The sequence below is a fragment of the Pelagibacterium halotolerans genome (genome assembly GCF_044811015.1).
In the GTDB taxonomy this organism is placed as follows: domain Bacteria; phylum Pseudomonadota; class Alphaproteobacteria; order Rhizobiales; family Devosiaceae; genus Pelagibacterium; species Pelagibacterium halotolerans_A.
On sequence record NZ_CP085243.1, the window covers coordinates 198,287 to 213,539 of the forward strand.

Genomic DNA, 15,253 nt, shown 5'->3' on the forward strand with positions numbered 1-15,253 from the left:
GAGTATCGTGAGCGATCCAGCCAAAGCCATCCGTATCGGCACCATGGTCAAAGCCAATGGCGGAACCCTCGATGGTTCCATTGCGGCCATCGTAGACAAGGGGTTCGAGAGCTTCGAGCCGTTCTTCTGGCAGACCACGGAAGGCCAGGATCTCGCTGAATTGGGCAAGCGCGCCCGCGACGCAATCGGGGATCGCGACATCACGATCTCCACCATCGGCATGTTCGGCAACCCGCTCGAAGACCAGCCGCTCGACCGCGAGACGCTGGAAGGCTGGAAGCAATGCATTGATAATGCTCATCATTTCGGCGCCGACTGCGTCGCCGGCTTCACCGGCCGCGTGCGGGGCAAGCCGATCGAGGAGAGCCTGCCGCAGTATAAGACAGTCTGGTCCGAACTCGCCAAACGCGCCGCGGACAAGGGCGTAAAGATCGCCTTCGAGAACTGCGCCATGGACGGCAACTGGCAGACCGGCGATTGGAACATCGCCCACACCCCCGACGCCTGGGAGCTCATCTTCAACGAGACGCCGGACGACAATATCGGGCTCGAATGGGAACCCTGTCACCAGATGGTCTATCTCATTGATCCGCTTCCACAAATTCGCAAGTGGGCGGACAAGATTTTTCACGTTCACGGCAAGGATGCGACCATCCGCTGGGACGTGATCAAGGAGCACGGCATCTTCGGGAAAGAGCCCTTCGTCTTCATGCGCACGCCGGGATTCGGCGACAGCAATTGGACCGACATCATCTCGGAATTGCGCTTGGCCGGCTGGACCGGATCCATCGACATCGAAGGCTGGCACGACCCGGTTTACCGCGATGCACTGGAGATGACCGGGCAGGTGCACGCGCTCAACTATCTCAAACATTGCCGGGGCGGCGATTTCGTCGCCGACGCAGCGTAATTTTCCGGCCGGGACGGGAGCCCGGCCATTTAACCAGAGAGCCCATAGAGGAGGAGTGGACTATGTTGAAATTCAAGAGCTTAGCGGGAAGCCTCGCGCTTGCGGGTGTTTCCGTTCTGGCGCTTACGAGCGCTAGCGCGGCGCAGACCACGATCACGGTCTGGTCGCTCGACGACGAGAACCAGCCAGCGCTCAATCTGGCGCGGGAATTTTCGGAAATGGATAACGGGATCACGGTCGAATATCGGCAGATCCAGTTCGACGACGTGGTGAGCGAATCCATGCGCGCCTTCGCGACCGGGCAGGCGCCGGACATCATCGCTGTGGACAATCCCGAGCACGCGCTGTTCGCCTCGCGCGGGGCGTTTCTCGACATTACGGATATGGTGGCCGAGTCCGATGTGATCGATCCGGACAATTATTTCCCCGGTCCGCTGGCGTCCGTGACGTGGGACGGCAAGCTCTACGGCGTGCCCAAGGCGACCAATACCATCGCGCTTTACTACAACAAGGACATGTTCGAAGCGGCGGGGCTCGACCCCAACGATCCGCCCGAGACCTGGGATGAGCTAGTTGAAGCCGCGCGGGCGCTCAACGACCCGGAAAACAACGTCTATGGCCTTGCGTTCTCGGCCAAGGCGAACGAGGAGGGCACCTTCCAGTTCCTGCCCTGGGCGCAGATGGCCGGTGGCGGGTACGACAACCTCAACGCGCCGGGTGTCGTCGAGGCACTCGAAGTCTGGAAGACCATTCTCGACGAGAAGCTTGCTTCGCCCGATACGCTGACGCGCGGGCAGTGGGATTCGACCGGGACGTTCAACGCCGGTAACGCGGCGATGGTGATTTCCGGGCCGTGGGAACTTAACCGCATGTTGGAAGAGGCCGAGTTCGATTGGGGCGTGGCGCTTCTGCCGGTGCCCGAGGAAGGCGCGGAGCGGTCCTCGGCCATGGGTGATTTCAACTGGGCGATCTTCTCGACCTCCGAGCATCCCGAAGAGGCATTCCAGGCGATTGAGTACTTTGCGAGTCAGGATGACCGGCTGTTCCCCGAATTCGGCCAGCTTCCGGCGCGCTCGGATATCGAATTGCCGGCGACCGGTGAACCTCTCAAGGATGCGGCTTTGCAGGTGTTCCTTGAGCAACTCCAGTATGCCAAGCCGCGCGGCCCGCACCCTGAATGGCCGCAGATTTCGCGCGCTATTCAGGACGCGATCCAGTCCACGCTGACGGGGCAGATGAGTGCCCAGGATGCGCTCGATCAGGCTCAGGCTACGGTTGACGGGATTCTTAAATAAGAGGCCCCGACCCTTCCGGGCCTGGCCTGGGAGTCTCCCGAGGGGCGGGATGGGCGATCTTCGGCCATCCCGTTCGGGAGCGCGTTACGAATATCGGAGCGTTTTCATGAACCGCGTTATATCCAGCTTCCGCGACGGGAAAGGGTTCGACATAGCGCTTGTCGGTGCCGCCCTGCTTTTCCTGGGCGTCTTCGCCGGGCTGCCGCTCGCCTACAACGTCGTGATGAGCTTTCAGGCCGTCGACATGTTCAGCCTGGGGACTTTCGCGCGGCCATTCGTCGGGTTCGATAACTATGTTGCTGTCTTCTCCGAGCCCATCTTCTGGCCAGTTATGCGCAACACCGTTGTGTTCGTCGTGGCCTCGATTGGCGGACAGTTCCTTATCGGATTCTCCCTGGCGCTGTTCTTTACGCTCAAGTTTCCCGGATCGAGCTACATCCGGGGGCTGTTTCTCGTGTCGTGGGTGATGCCGGGGCTCGTCGTCGGTGCGATCTGGAACTGGATTCTCGCGGGAGATTTCGGTGTCCTCAACTTTGCGCTGACCGGGCTGGGGATTATTGAGGACAATATTTTCTGGCGTTCGGATACCGCCTTTTCGCTCTGGGCGGTGATTATCGCCAATATCTGGCTGGGAACGTCGTTCAACATGATTTTGCTGTCGGTTGGGCTGGCTTCGATCCCGCGCGATCTCTATGAAGCGGCGTCGCTCGATGGTGCGAACGGGTGGCAGCGTTTCTGGACGATTACACTGCCGATGATGCGGGCGACGATCGGGGCGGTGATTTCGCTGGGGCTTATCTTCACCCTGCAACAGTTCGATCTTTTTGCAGCGATCACCTCGGGCGGACCGGCGAACTCCTCAAACGTTGCGCAATACTGGGCGTGGGACTTCTCGTTCCGGCAGTACGATTTCGCCAAGGGCGCGACGATCTCGGTGCTGATGATCGCGCTGGTGATGATCGCGTCGGTCATCTATGTGCGCTCGACGCGCCACGAAGTGCGGGGGTAGAGCGATGAATGCAAGCTTGCGCAACTGGTCTCTGCTGGTCGTCGCCCTCGGGTTAGCAGCGCTCTATCTCTTCCCGCTCTACTGGATGTACGTGACGAGTCTCAAGACCGGCTCGGAAGTTTTTGCGACGCCGCCAGGCTTTGTGCCGCGCGACGCACAGTGGGACAATTTCCCTTATGTCTGGTCCGTACGCGACATGGGCAGCTATATCTGGAACTCGCTCGTCATCGCCTCGGGTACGACGTTTCTGACCGCTGCCCTGGGGACCGGATGCGCCTATGTGCTGGCGCGGTATCGCAATATGTGGATCGATATCGGGCTCTTTCTGATCCTGATGCTGCAGGTGCTGCCGGCGTCGCTGATGATCACGCCGATTTTCGTGGGCTTCTCTCAGGTCGGGCTTTTGGAAACGCCCCGGTTTGCGGTGATCCTGGCATTGACGGCGAAGACCATGCCGTTCTTCGTGGTGCTGGTGCGTGCGACGTTCATGAGCGTGCCAAGCGAGCTTGAAGAGGCGGCGCTGGTCGACGGCAATTCGCGGATCGGTGCGTTCTTTGCCATCGCGCTGCCACTGGCGCGCAACGGCATCCTCGTTTCGGCCATCCTCATTTTCATGCAGGCGTTTGGCGAATATGTCTATTCGAAGTCGATCATCCAGTCGCCAAGCCTGCAACCGGCGAGCGTTGGGCTCAACGCCTTCATGGGCCCCAACACCAACGAGTGGAACAACATCATGGCCTATGCCTCGATCTATGTGACACCGATCCTCGCCGCCTTCGTTCTCCTTCAGCGCCGCATTGTTGCCGGCCTTACCTCGGGAGCGCTCAAATGACCGCACAGCCCCAGATCGAACTATCGAATATCGATAAGCACTATGGCGCTTTTCATGCGCTCAGGGACATCAATCTGACGATTGAGAACGGGCAGTTCGTTGCACTGGTCGGGCCTTCGGGCTGCGGGAAATCGACACTGTTGCGGTCGCTTGCGGGACTGGAGAGCATCTCGGGCGGGACGATGAAGATCGCCGGGGAGGTTATGAACGGAGTGCCGCCGCGCAAGCGCGATGTAGCAATGGTGTTCCAGTCCTATGCGCTCTACCCGCATATGAGTGTTTTGGACAATCTCACATACTCATTGCGGTTGAAGCGAAGGCCAAAGGTAGAGGCCGAAGTGGCGGCGAACGAGGTTGCGGCGACGACTGGACTTCAGAAGCTCTTGAAACGCCTGCCGCGCGAACTTTCGGGTGGGCAGCGACAACGCGTGGCGATGGGGCGGGCGATCATCCGGCATCCCAAGGCATTCTTGTTCGATGAGCCATTGTCTAATCTCGATGCAGCGCTACGGGTGCATATGCGTAAGGAGATTCGCGCGCTGCACGACCGGCTCAAGGCGACGTCGGTTTATGTCACGCACGACCAGATCGAGGCGATGACGATGGCGGATCATGTTGTCGTCATGCGCGAAGGGGTGATCGAGCAGCAGGGCGCGCCGCTTGAGCTTTATGACCGGCCTGCCAACATGTTTGTCGCCGGTTTCATCGGTTCGCCGGCGATGAATTTCGTCGAAGGCACTGTTGACGACAGTGGGGCACACGTGACGCTGACGCTGCCTGATGCACCTTCGATCGGCATCGGCCGGGCGCTCGGCCCCGGGCGCAAGGTCACGCTCGGGCTACGCCCCGAGTTTCTCAGGCTTGCCACCGGCGATAAGGCCGGCCTGCGGCTTTCGGTGACCACGGTCGAGTCGACCGGCGCGACAACCTACATTTCGTCACTGGGTGAGCCTGAGATCGTGGTTGTGGTCAATGGGCGAACCGATGTTGCTGCCGGGGATACCATCGCGCTTACCATCGCGCCTGAGAATGTGCATGTGTTCGATCCGGAAACGGGTATGGCGATCTGACCTCCATGCCCATGCAGGGCGCCGATCCATCGTCATGCAATCGTCGTAAATTCTTGAACCACCCGTCATAGATGGGCACTAGCGTGCGCCTCCATTGGAACCCCATGGAGGCACCAAATGTTTCAACGTACTATTGTAACGTCGATGGCGCTGGCGCTTTGCGCGTCGACCGCCATTGCCCAGGACTTACCGCAGGCCGGCACAGATTATTACACTGCCGCCGAGGAACGGCTCGAGTCGTTTATCAATATGCAGCCGAACACCAACCGGGCGAAGAACGTCATCCTGTTCGTCGCAGACGGGATGGGTGTCGGTACCAATTATGGTATCCGTCTCTTCCAGGGACAGCAGATGGGACTTCTGGGCGAAGAGCACAACCTGCCCTACGATCTCTATCCGCATACGGCGATTGTGAAGACCTACAATATCAACGCCCAGACGCCGGACTCCGCGCCGACGGCCGGCGCGATGAATACCGGCACCAAGCAGATTTTCAACACGATCAATATGGCCGATACCGTGGTCCATAACGACTGCGCGACCGAAGCACCGCTGACTGTTTTTTCGGAAATCGTATCGGATGCCGGGAAGTCGGTCGGCATCGTTTCGACGGCGCGTATCACGCACGCAACTCCTGCTGCCGTTTATGCCAAAACCGCTAACCGTAACTGGGAAAATGAAGCGCCTGAAGGTTGCACGGACATCGCCACGCAGCTCATTGACGCCATGGAAGCCGGCACTGTCGACGTCGTGCTCGGTGGCGGCGCGCGATCGTTTGCGCCCGAGGGGATCGAGATCGACGGTACGCTCGTGGGCAACCGTCCCGACGACGTTAACCTGATCGAACGCGCCCGCGAACTCGGCGCCCAGTGGGCCTATGATCGTACTTCGGCTGAAGCTTTGGATCTGACCGCAGGTTCGCCAATCCTGGCGCTATTTAGCGACAGCCATATGCAGTACGAAGCCGACCGCGACGTGGAAACCCAGCCTTCGCTCGCCGAAATGACCGAAATGGCCATCGAAGCGCTCTCGGGCAACGAAAACGGCTTCTATCTCGAAATCGAAGCCGGCCGCGTCGATCACGCCAGCCACGGGGGGAATGCCTACCGGACCTTTACCGACGGCATCGCCTTCGCCGAAGCCGTCGCGCTGGCCGATGAGTTAACCGACGACGAGGATACCCTCATTATCGTGACTGCCGACCATGAGCATGCGATCACCTTCAACGGCTATTGTGGCCGCGGCACGCCGATCCTTGGCCTGTGCATGGGTGTTCAGGCCGGTCAGATCGCGCATTCGGGTGAGCCGAACCTCGCTGCCGATGGCAAGCCCTATACGGTCGTCGTCTTCGGTGATGGTCCCGGTTCGTCTTTCGTCGAGCAGGAAGATGGTACCTATTCGGGTACCCGTCCGGAACTGACGCAGGAACAGGTCCTCGACGTCGATTATCTTCAGGAAGCCGTCGTTCCGATGAACTCGGAGACCCATTCGGGCGTCGACGTCGCTCTTTGGGCCAAAGGGCCCTGGGCGCACCTGTTCGGTGGCACGATGGATCAAGAATATATCTTCCATGTGATGAACCACGCTGCGCTTGGCGTCGAATAAACGTCTCGCGGATACGAGGATGCCAAGGGCCTGGAGTGATCCGGGCCCTTCGTCCTAGTGTCATATGTCCAGTGTAGAGGGACCTGTCGGATGGAATGGAGGCCAGTCATGAACCGTCGCGCGTTTTTTGCCACGGCCACCGGCGCCGCGATTTGTGCGCCGTTTATCGCAACCGAAGCCCGCGCTGCATATGAACAGGTGCGGCTCCGTGAGCTTTATAACACCGACATGAGCTTTACCGACTATGCCCTTGAGAAAGAAGGCCAACGGGTAAGCATTGTCGGTTATATGGCGCCACCGCTCAAGGCTGAATCGACATTTTATGTTTTGACCAACAGGCCGATGGCCGTTTGCCCGTTTTGCGAGAGTGAGGCCGAATGGCCGGATGACATCCTTGCGGTCTATGCGCGTAGGGTGATCGACGTGGTTCCGTTCAACGTCATGATCGCAACGACGGGGACGTTGGAACTGGGGACCTACAAGGATCCTGAATTGGGCTTCGTGAGCCGCGTGCGGCTTACCGATGCGTTTCAGGAACGGGTCTAGTGGGGCTTGGTCTTGCCATTTCGGCGCTTGCGGTGACCGGACAGGGCAGCCGCACACTTCTTGCGGTTGAAGAGTTGCAGATTGCGCCAGGCAGTTGTGTGGCCGTCAAGGGTCCATCCGGGGCGGGTAAGTCGACTTTTCTTTTCGCGTGCGCGGGGCTGATAGAACACGCCCTGGGCCGAGTCGTATGGGGTGATACCGACATCCTCGCAATGGGCCCCGAAGGGTGTGCAGCGTTCCGGCGGCGCGCGATCGGGCTGGTGTTTCAGGATTTTTTGTTGTTCGAAGAACTCTCCGCCCTCGCCAACGCGGCGTTACCGGGGGCCTACGGGCCCGCGAGTATACAAAGGTCGATACGGTTGCGCGCCGCCACGGTCCTCGAACGGTTGGGGATTGCACCGACAGGTGCGCGGACAGTCGAAAGCTTTTCGGGCGGGGAGCGCCAGCGCGTAGCGATTGCGCGGGCGCTGGCCGGTAATCCGCAGGTCATTCTTGCCGACGAGCCAACCGCCAGCCTTGATCGCAAGACGGCAGACGCGCTGGTCGATGATCTTGTTCGGCTCGCGCGCGAAGACGGCAAGACGATGATCGCTGTCAGCCACGATCCGGCAGTGCATGAGCGTGCCGACCGCGTTATCGAAATCATTGACGGCCAGATAGCGAGCGATACCGTCCATGCTTGATCCCTTTTTTATGGCCTGGGACGGTCTGCCCGTGGCAGCTCAGGATGCGCTGCAGTTCGTTTTTTTGCTGCTGCCGGCCGTTGCGATCGGCGCTCTCGTCGTCTTCGGATACCGGCCGTGGTCGTTGGTGCAAGCGATGATGTGGCGGTTCAAATGGACGAACCTGCTGTTTATCACGCTGATCGCGGTTTCGGTCGGGATCGGGGTCGGGCTGATCGCCCAGGAACGCGGATTGCGACAGGGCACGGCGCGGGCAGCGGACAAGTTCGACCTGGTCGTTTCGGCTCCGGGCAGCGAGATCACCATGCTGTTCGCGGCGGTCTATCTGCAGCCCTCCGATGTGCCGCTTCTCACCGGCACCCAATATAATGCCATTGCGAACGCCGAGAACGTTTCCCTCGCCGCGCCGATCGCGTTCGGGGATAGCTATCGATCCGCGCCGGTGGTCGGGACGACGGGGGATTTTGTCACGCATATGACGGAAGCGCTTGCGGACGGACGGATGTTCGAGACCCGCGCCGATGCCGTTATTGGTGCCAATGTCGATCTTGCTCTGGGCGAAAGGTTTTCACCCGCGCATGGGATTGGCGATGCCGCCGAGGAGGACGCGCACGGGCATTTCGAATATGAGGTGGTCGGGCGTATGCAACCGACCGGCAGCCCTTGGGACAAGGCGATCCTCGTGCCGGTCGAAGCCGTTTGGGAAGTGCACGGGTTGCCCAATGGTCATCCGCCCGATGACGCCAATACAATCGGACCGCCTTTCATTGCCGAGCAATTCCCGGGAACGCCGGCGGTGTTGGTGCGGGCGGAGGAGCTGTGGGCCAATTATGCATTGCGTTCTCAGTTCACGACGAACGAGACCATGGCGTTCTTTCCCGGCGCGGTCCTTGCGAGTCTGCACGGGCTTATGGGCGACGTGCGCGAGGTGATGAGCGTCATGGCGGTGGTCACGCAAGTTCTGGTGACCGCCGGGGTACTCGCAGGGCTTGCGATCCTTACGCGGCTGTTCGCAAGGCGGTTGGCGTTATTGCGTGCGCTCGGGGCTCCGCGACGGTTCGCTTTCTCGGTTATCTGGAGCTATGCAAGCATCCTGATCGGCCTAGGCGCGATCCTGGGGATTGTGGTAGGGCTCGGCGCTGCCGAGGTCATTTCGCGGATCGTTACAGCGCGTACCGATATCCTGGTGCGGTCGAGCCTCGGCTGGCCGGAGCTTCATCTGGTTGCTGCTTTTGTGAGTGTTACCGTCGCACTTGCTCTGGTACCGGCCTTCATCGCTTTGTCACGCCCAGTCGTTACTGATCTGCGCGGTTAGAGTGTGTTGGAGCCCGATCATGATCCGTGCCGTCCTTTTGTCGCTTGCCCTCGTCGCGACTCCGTCCTTCGCGAAGGACGAACCTAGCAAAGAGCATCATACAGCGCACGAGGAGGACGACGATCATGTTTCGGAGGGGCATGGGGTTCGGGCAGTTCATGCCTGGACTCATGCGACACGAGACCATCATGCCTTGGTCTTCGTCGAGATCGAGAACAATTCTAATACCGAAGTGACGCTTGTCGGCGGCGAGGCCGGCAACGCGAACAGTGCTGCGCTTGTGGGCTTTGCGCTTGTCGATGGCGAGCCGGACTTTGTTGAACTGCCGGGCATGCCGATACCAGCTGGTGGCGAGGTCGTGCTGGCCCCAAACGGGCTGGCGATCAAACTTGATGGGCTCTCTGGGGACCTGCACGAGGACGAAAGCTTCGAGATGGAGCTCGCGTTCGATTTCGGCCATCTCGATATCGTCGTTGCGGTCGAAACCGCTGACGCAAGCCAGCACAGTCATGCCGGACATCAGCATTGATGTGCTCTCCTCTCTGGTACGAAGGCACGTGAAATGCTAGGACCCTTTCCGAACTGTTTCGGGGAGGGCAGGCATGGCTGAAGCGTTACGTTGGGGTATTCTCGGGGCGGCGAATATCGCCCGGACGGCTCTGGCACCGGCAATTGCGAGGGCTTGGGACGCCGACCTCGTCGCGTTGGCGACGACAAGCGGCGAGAAGGCGGCGCCGTTTCTCGCGCGGTATCCCGGCTTGCGAGTGATCGGGGACTATCAGGCGTTGCTCGATGACCCTGAGGTGGACGCGGTCTATATTCCGCTCCCCAATCACCTGCATGTCGAGTGGACGCTCAAGGCGCTGGAGGCCGGCAAGCACGTGCTGTGCGAGAAGCCGTTGGCGCTTGAGGCCGAGCAGATCAAATCCTTGATCGCGGCACGCGACAGATCGGGCAAGCTTGCGGCGGAAGGTTTCATGGTGGTGCACCATCCGCAGTGGCAGGACGCAAAGGCGCTTGTCGCGGAGGGGGCGATCGGGAAGCTTCGTCATATCGATGGCGCGTTCACCTACCGTAACCTCGACCCAGCCAATATCCGCAACCAGGCCGCGACCGGCGGAGGCGGGCTATACGATATCGGGGTTTATCCCTCGATTACGGCGCGATTCGTGACCGGAGCCGAGCCGACACGGTTGCGCGCCGACATCGATCGTGAAAACGGCGTCGATACCTTCGCTCGGGTATGGGCGGATTTCCCCGACTTCACCATGAGTTTTTACGTCGGCATGCGTCATGCACCGCGCCAGGAGATGGTGTTCCATGGGGAGGAGGGCTGGCTGCGGCTCAGCGCGCCCTTCAATACGCACCTATACGGCGATGTGCGGCTCGATATCCGGCTCGGCGACGGTACGACGCGGTCGCAGAGCTATAATGCGGTGGACCAGTACCAGCTGATGGTCGAGGCATTCATCCGGTCGGCGCGAACGGGTGAGCCTTTTGCCTGCCCTCTGGAATTCTCCTACGGCAACCAGAAAATGATCGATGCGATCCTGGCTGCGGACCCGGCGTGAGGTCTACCGGAACAGCATCACGGGAATCGTCACCGAGCGGATCATTTCGGTCGTTGTCGAACCGATGATGAAGGTTCGGATGCGCGAGTGGCCATAAGCGCCCATGACGAGGAACTGGACCGCATTGTCGATGACGTAGTCGGCGATGAGCGCTTCGGGTTCGAGGTCGGCGAGTTTGGTCGAAACCTTGTATCCTGCGTTTACGAGTTGCGTACGCGCTGTGTCGAGTTTGCCACGGTTTTCCTCGGTGTCCTTGCCGGCCATCACGACGTGACATTCGAGCCCCGGGAAGAGCTTGCCCTGCGCGATGTGCGCGATGGCTTTGGTGGCGCTGACGCCGCCGTCGAAAGCGACCATGAATCGTTCAGGCCGGGTAAAGGCGCGGGCGGCCACGATGACGGGCTTGGAGCTCTCGCGAACGACGCGCTCAAGGTTGGAGCCCAAGTGAAGTTTGGCAAAGTCCGCTGCCTCCCCGCGCTTGCCGATGACGATCAGGTCGGCGTCGGGTTCGAGATCCTGTACCGCGTCGAGGATATCGCCCTTGCGCAGTTTGGCGTGGGCCTCCTTGACACCGGCCTCCTGGAGCCGCGCGACCGCGCCATCCACCAGGACCCGGCCGCGCTCCATGGCGAGGCGGGCCTTTTGTGCGTCGAGTTCGGCGAGTTCGTTGAGGAGGTTTGTCCGCGCGCCGAGCATGAGGCTGCCTGAAAGGTCGAATGTGGTCGTCGAGATATCCCGCCGGCCGATAACGTGAACGACATCAACGCTGGCGTCGAGCCTTTGGGCGGCCCAGGCAGCGTGGTCGAGCACGCTGTCGGAATAGACCGAGCCGTCGATAAAGGCGATGATCCTAGACATTACTACCTCCCTTAGTGCCCCATGAGGCTGTCGAGCGCGCCGGGCTTGTCGTGGATCGCAAGCTTGTCGACGAGCGTCTCGCTGGCTGCGTTCATTCCAAGCACCTCGACGTCCGCACCTTCGCGGCGGAATTTGAGGATGACCATGTCGAGCGCCTGAACGCTCGAAATATCCCAGATATGCGCGCGGCTTACGTCGATTATGACCTTATCGAGCGCTTCCTTGAAGTCAAAAGCAGCCGTGAATTCGTCCGCGGAGGCAAAAAAGAGCTGGCCTTCAACGATATAGGTGCGTTGGCGACCGTCGTCGGTGGCTTCGGACGTGATCCGGAAAAGCTGGGCGATTTTCCAGGCAAAGAAAATGCCCGAGAGAAGAACGCCGATCAGGACACCGATGGCGAGGTTGTGGGTGTAGACCACGGTAACCACCGTTGCAAGCATTACGATAGACGAACTCTTCGGGTGGGTTCCGAGGTTCTTGATCGAGCTCCATGAGAAGGTGCCGATCGAAACCATGATCATAATGGCGACGAGCGCTGGCATGGGGATCGCACTCACCAAGTCACTCAGAACGAGAATCATGAACAGCAGATACACACCGGCAAGGAAGGTTGAGAGTCGTCCCCGCCCGCCGGATTTCACGTTGATCATGGACTGGCCGATCATGGCGCAGCCGGCCATGCCGCCGATGAACCCGGTCGCCGTGTTGGCGACGCCCTGGCCGATGCATTCGCGGTTCTTGTCCGATCCTGTATCGGTCAGATCGTCGACGATCTGGGCGGTCATCAGGGATTCCAGGAGACCTACGACGGCCACGGCTGCCGAATAAGGCAGGATGATCATCAGTGTCTCGAAGGTGAGGGGGATCTGCGGGATGAGGAAGACCGGCAAGGTGTCGGGCAAGTCGCCCATGTCGCCAACGGTTCTCACGTCGAGGCCAAGCGCGATCGAAAGGGCTGTAAGCACGACGATGCAAACCAGCGGGGACGGGATCGCCTTGGTCAGGTACGGGAAGAGATAGATGATGGCGAGGCCGCCGATGACAAGGGCGTAGGTGACCCAGGTCACGTTTGTCAATTCGGGCAATTGCGCCATGAAAATCAGGATTGCCAGCGCATTGACGAAGCCGGTCATGACCGATTTCGAAACGAAGCGCATCACATAGCCGAGCTTGAGAAAGCCCGCACCGATTTGCAGTAGACCGGCAAGGACCGTCGCGGCGAGGAGGTATTGCAGGCCATGATCATGCACGAGATGAATCATGAGCACCGCGGTCGCCGCGGTTGCCGCGGAAATCATGCCGGGACGACCGCCAACGAAGGCGATAAGGACTGCGATTGAGAAGGAAGCGTATAACCCGACCTTGGGATCGACGCCGGCTATGATGGAAAAGGCGATGGCTTCTGGGATGAGGGCCAGAGCGACGACGAGGCCAGACAGGATATCGGCGCGGACGTTACCGAACCATTCGGTGCGATATCGGGTAAGGAATTCCATGCTGTTTTGTTTGTTCTTGCGGTCAGCACAAGCGTTCGGCGTTCGACGTCGAGATGATAATCGCGAATGCTGAAGGTGACCGGGGGATGGGCGCCCGGAGAAGCCACTCGGCGGAGCGGGCCGAGTCCGTTTGGGTATGCTCTTAAAGGGTACTGGCTTGATTGCAAGTCATGTCTGCAATGCGCTGGGTGCATGGCGGGTGAGACTTCGCGGGCTTCCGTGCATGGGAGGTATACGAGAGTCGGGCTTTCATCGGCCACGCGCCTAGTTTATGACAGCCACAACAAAAGGGGCGTAAAAACGTCCTTGTCGCGGAGCGAGCCATGAGCCATTCCAAGCCGGTCAAGGTGCTGACGCCGCCGGATATTCGCGCACGTAAGGGCAAGACGCCGCTTGTCTGTCTTACGGCCTATACGACGCCAATCGCCAAGCTTGTCGATGAACATTGCGACATCGTGCTCGTTGGAGACAGCGTCGGCATGGTTATGCATGGGCTGGCATCTACGCTTGAAGTCACCATGGACATGATGGTGATGCACGGAAAGGCGGTGCGGCGGGGGCTTTCGAAGGCGTTGATGGTCGTCGATATGCCGTTCGGGTCCTATGAGGAAAGCCCGGAGCAGGCGTTTCGCAATGCCGCGGCGCTGATGCGGGAAACAGGGTGCGCAGCGGTCAAGCTCGAGGGCGGTGGCGCGATCGCCGAAACCATCCGGTACCTGACCGCGCGGGCGATACCGGTCATGGGGCATGTCGGGCTCACGCCGCAATCGGTGAATACCTTTGGTGGGTACAAGGTGCAGGGCCGGGGCGCCGATGCCGACGCGGTGCTGGCCGACGCGCGGGCCGTGGCGGAGGCCGGAGCCTTCTCGGTGGTTATCGAGAAGGTGCCCGATATCCTCGCGCGGCGGATCACCGGTGCGGTCGATATTCCAACCATAGGAATCGGCGCTTCAGCGCAGTGCGACGGGCAAATTCTCGTAGTCGACGACATGCTGGGCGTGTTCACCGACTTTCACCCAAAGTTCGTCAAGCGTTATGCGGAACTCGGCAAAATGGCTGAAGAGGCCATTGCGGCTTATGCCGAGGACGTTCGGTCGCGGCGGTTTCCCGGACCGGAGCATGTGTTCGGGGATTCGCCCAAGGCTTTGCCGAGCGGGACCGAAGGATGAGCGTTTCGATCGTCCGAACGGTTGCCGAGCTGCGCGCGCGGATCGAGCAGTGGCGGCATGCGGGCTATCGCGTGGGGCTCGTGCCGACCATGGGCGCGCTGCATGATGGGCATCTGAGCCTTGTGCGGCTGGCGAAGACCCGCGCAGACCGTGTCGTCGTGACGCTTTTTGTCAATCCCAAACAGTTCAATAATGCCGACGATCTCGCCGCCTATCCGCGCAGCGAGGCTGAGGACGCCGGGAAGCTTGGCGCGGTGGGTGCCGATCTATTGTTCGCGCCAGGGCTCGATGAAATGTATCCGCAAGGGTTTTCGACGACGGTTTCGGTCGCTGGTGTGAGCGAGGGGCTTTGCGGCGCGTTCCGGCCAGGGCATTTCGACGGTGTCGCGACGGTTGTGACCAAACTGCTCTTGCAGAGCCAGCCCGACGTCGCCGTGTTCGGCGAGAAGGACTTTCAGCAGCTTGCGGTGATCCGGCGGCTGGTGGCCGATCTTAATATGCCAGTCACGATTGTCGGCGGGCCAATCGTGCGCGAGGATGGCGGATTGGCGATGTCTTCGCGCAATCTGCGGCTGACGCGGGGGGGGCGGGCGGCTGCACCGCGGTTGAGCGCAGCGCTGTTCGACGCCGCAAAGCGGATTGCGGCCGGGGAAGACGTTGACTCTGTGATCGCGCAGACAAAGGCGGATATTCTGGCGGCTGGATTTACAGAGGTCGAATACCTCGAACTGCGGGATGCCGAGACGCTGGCGCCGGTAGCAAAGCCGGGACAGGCGGCGCGATTACTTGTGGCGGCATGGCTCGACGGTGTGCGGTTGATCGACAATGTGCCGGTCAGCGCGCAGATTTATGCTTGAGTATTGCGATTCTCGCTGCTGAATTGGAGTGAGATTT

General features: G+C 60.4%; 15 protein-coding genes and 1 other annotated feature. Of the genes, 13 read left to right on the forward strand and 2 right to left on the reverse strand.

Going from position 1 to position 15,253, the window contains the following annotated elements:
- Nucleotides 1-7: 7 nt before the first annotated feature.
- From LG281_RS01040 to LG281_RS01090, 11 genes are all read left to right on the forward strand, one after another.
- The gene (locus tag LG281_RS01040) at nt 8-910 is read left to right on the forward strand and encodes a sugar phosphate isomerase/epimerase family protein (protein WP_404403509.1); all 903 of its coding nucleotides are present in this window, start codon (nt 8-10) and stop codon (nt 908-910) included.
- A gap of 62 nt (nt 911-972) precedes the next feature.
- Nucleotides 973-2,205, forward strand: coding sequence for an ABC transporter substrate-binding protein (locus tag LG281_RS01045; protein WP_404403511.1), 1,233 nt, complete (start codon nt 973-975; stop codon nt 2,203-2,205).
- A gap of 106 nt (nt 2,206-2,311) precedes the next feature.
- Nucleotides 2,312-3,214 carry a carbohydrate ABC transporter permease gene (locus tag LG281_RS01050; protein WP_404403513.1) on the forward strand — a complete coding sequence of 301 codons (903 nt, stop codon included), beginning with the start codon at nt 2,312-2,314 and terminating at the stop codon, nt 3,212-3,214.
- A gap of 4 nt (nt 3,215-3,218) precedes the next feature.
- Complete coding sequence (locus LG281_RS01055) at nt 3,219-4,046, forward strand: carbohydrate ABC transporter permease (RefSeq protein ID WP_404403515.1); 828 nt, start codon at nt 3,219-3,221, stop codon at nt 4,044-4,046.
- Nucleotides 4,043-5,116 (forward strand): ABC transporter ATP-binding protein, encoded by a 1,074-nt coding sequence (locus LG281_RS01060; protein ID WP_404403517.1) that lies wholly within the window; start codon nt 4,043-4,045, stop codon nt 5,114-5,116. Before LG281_RS01055 ends, LG281_RS01060 begins: the two co-directional genes overlap by 4 nt.
- A gap of 117 nt (nt 5,117-5,233) precedes the next feature.
- A complete protein-coding gene (locus tag LG281_RS01065) occupies nt 5,234-6,721 on the forward strand; it encodes an alkaline phosphatase (protein ID WP_404403520.1) in 1,488 nt (495 codons plus the stop codon).
- A 108-nt stretch (nt 6,722-6,829) separates the two neighbouring features.
- The gene (locus tag LG281_RS01070) at nt 6,830-7,267 is read left to right on the forward strand and encodes a hypothetical protein (protein ID WP_404403522.1); all 438 of its coding nucleotides are present in this window, start codon (nt 6,830-6,832) and stop codon (nt 7,265-7,267) included.
- On the forward strand, nt 7,267-7,950 hold the full coding sequence (locus tag LG281_RS01075; RefSeq protein WP_404403524.1) for an ABC transporter ATP-binding protein: 684 nt from the start codon (nt 7,267-7,269) through the stop codon (nt 7,948-7,950). Before LG281_RS01070 ends, LG281_RS01075 begins: the two co-directional genes overlap by 1 nt.
- Nucleotides 7,943-9,265 carry an ABC transporter permease gene (locus LG281_RS01080; protein WP_404403526.1) on the forward strand — a complete coding sequence of 441 codons (1,323 nt, stop codon included), beginning with the start codon at nt 7,943-7,945 and terminating at the stop codon, nt 9,263-9,265. Before LG281_RS01075 ends, LG281_RS01080 begins: the two co-directional genes overlap by 8 nt.
- A 19-nt stretch (nt 9,266-9,284) precedes the next feature.
- Nucleotides 9,285-9,794 (forward strand): copper chaperone PCu(A)C, encoded by a 510-nt coding sequence (locus LG281_RS01085; protein ID WP_404403528.1) that lies wholly within the window; start codon nt 9,285-9,287, stop codon nt 9,792-9,794.
- Between the two features lie 73 nt (nt 9,795-9,867).
- Nucleotides 9,868-10,836 (forward strand): Gfo/Idh/MocA family oxidoreductase, encoded by a 969-nt coding sequence (locus tag LG281_RS01090; protein ID WP_404403529.1) that lies wholly within the window; start codon nt 9,868-9,870, stop codon nt 10,834-10,836.
- A 3-nt stretch (nt 10,837-10,839) separates the two neighbouring features.
- Here LG281_RS01090 and LG281_RS01095 read toward each other — a convergent pair whose 3' ends face one another.
- Both LG281_RS01095 and LG281_RS01100 read right to left on the reverse strand, forming a co-directional pair.
- Nucleotides 10,840-11,694 (reverse strand): universal stress protein, encoded by an 855-nt coding sequence (locus tag LG281_RS01095; RefSeq protein ID WP_404403531.1) that lies wholly within the window; start codon nt 11,692-11,694, stop codon nt 10,840-10,842.
- A gap of 11 nt (nt 11,695-11,705) precedes the next feature.
- Complete coding sequence (locus tag LG281_RS01100; protein WP_404403533.1) at nt 11,706-13,190, reverse strand: SulP family inorganic anion transporter; 1,485 nt, start codon at nt 13,188-13,190, stop codon at nt 11,706-11,708.
- Between the two features lie 73 nt (nt 13,191-13,263).
- Nucleotides 13,264-13,321 (reverse strand) — a sequence feature (sul1 is cis-regulatory element that is thought to sense ions involved in sulfur or methionine metabolism; They are found in Alphaproteobacteria).
- 192 nt (nt 13,322-13,513) lie between these two features.
- On the opposite strand from LG281_RS01100, the gene panB reads away from it, so the two are divergent.
- A complete protein-coding gene (panB, locus tag LG281_RS01105; protein ID WP_404403535.1) occupies nt 13,514-14,359 on the forward strand; it encodes a 3-methyl-2-oxobutanoate hydroxymethyltransferase in 846 nt (281 codons plus the stop codon).
- Nucleotides 14,356-15,216, forward strand: coding sequence for a pantoate--beta-alanine ligase (gene panC / locus LG281_RS01110; protein ID WP_404403537.1), 861 nt, complete (start codon nt 14,356-14,358; stop codon nt 15,214-15,216). The genes panB and panC overlap by 4 nt, the downstream gene beginning before the upstream one ends.
- Nucleotides 15,217-15,253 lie beyond the last annotated feature (37 nt).

What these genes read in the sequence shown, in the direction of transcription:
- LG281_RS01055 (WP_404403515.1), top strand. Translation starts at nt 3,219, where the DNA reads ATGAATGCAAGCTTGCGCAACTGGTCTCTGCTGGTCGTCGCCCTCGGG.
- LG281_RS01085 (WP_404403528.1), top strand. Translation starts at nt 9,285, where the DNA reads ATGATCCGTGCCGTCCTTTTGTCGCTTGCCCTCGTCGCGACTCCGTCC.
- LG281_RS01065 (WP_404403520.1), top strand. Translation starts at nt 5,234, where the DNA reads ATGTTTCAACGTACTATTGTAACGTCGATGGCGCTGGCGCTTTGCGCG.
- panC (WP_404403537.1), top strand. Translation starts at nt 14,356, where the DNA reads ATGAGCGTTTCGATCGTCCGAACGGTTGCCGAGCTGCGCGCGCGGATC.
- LG281_RS01045 (WP_404403511.1), top strand. Translation starts at nt 973, where the DNA reads ATGTTGAAATTCAAGAGCTTAGCGGGAAGCCTCGCGCTTGCGGGTGTT.
- panB (WP_404403535.1), top strand. Translation starts at nt 13,514, where the DNA reads ATGAGCCATTCCAAGCCGGTCAAGGTGCTGACGCCGCCGGATATTCGC.
- LG281_RS01090 (WP_404403529.1), top strand. Translation starts at nt 9,868, where the DNA reads ATGGCTGAAGCGTTACGTTGGGGTATTCTCGGGGCGGCGAATATCGCC.
- LG281_RS01080 (WP_404403526.1), top strand. Translation starts at nt 7,943, where the DNA reads ATGCTTGATCCCTTTTTTATGGCCTGGGACGGTCTGCCCGTGGCAGCT.
- LG281_RS01050 (WP_404403513.1), top strand. Translation starts at nt 2,312, where the DNA reads ATGAACCGCGTTATATCCAGCTTCCGCGACGGGAAAGGGTTCGACATA.
- LG281_RS01070 (WP_404403522.1), top strand. Translation starts at nt 6,830, where the DNA reads ATGAACCGTCGCGCGTTTTTTGCCACGGCCACCGGCGCCGCGATTTGT.
- LG281_RS01095 (WP_404403531.1), bottom strand. Translation starts at nt 11,694, where the DNA reads ATGTCTAGGATCATCGCCTTTATCGACGGCTCGGTCTATTCCGACAGC.
- LG281_RS01060 (WP_404403517.1), top strand. Translation starts at nt 4,043, where the DNA reads ATGACCGCACAGCCCCAGATCGAACTATCGAATATCGATAAGCACTAT.
- LG281_RS01100 (WP_404403533.1), bottom strand. Translation starts at nt 13,190, where the DNA reads ATGGAATTCCTTACCCGATATCGCACCGAATGGTTCGGTAACGTCCGC.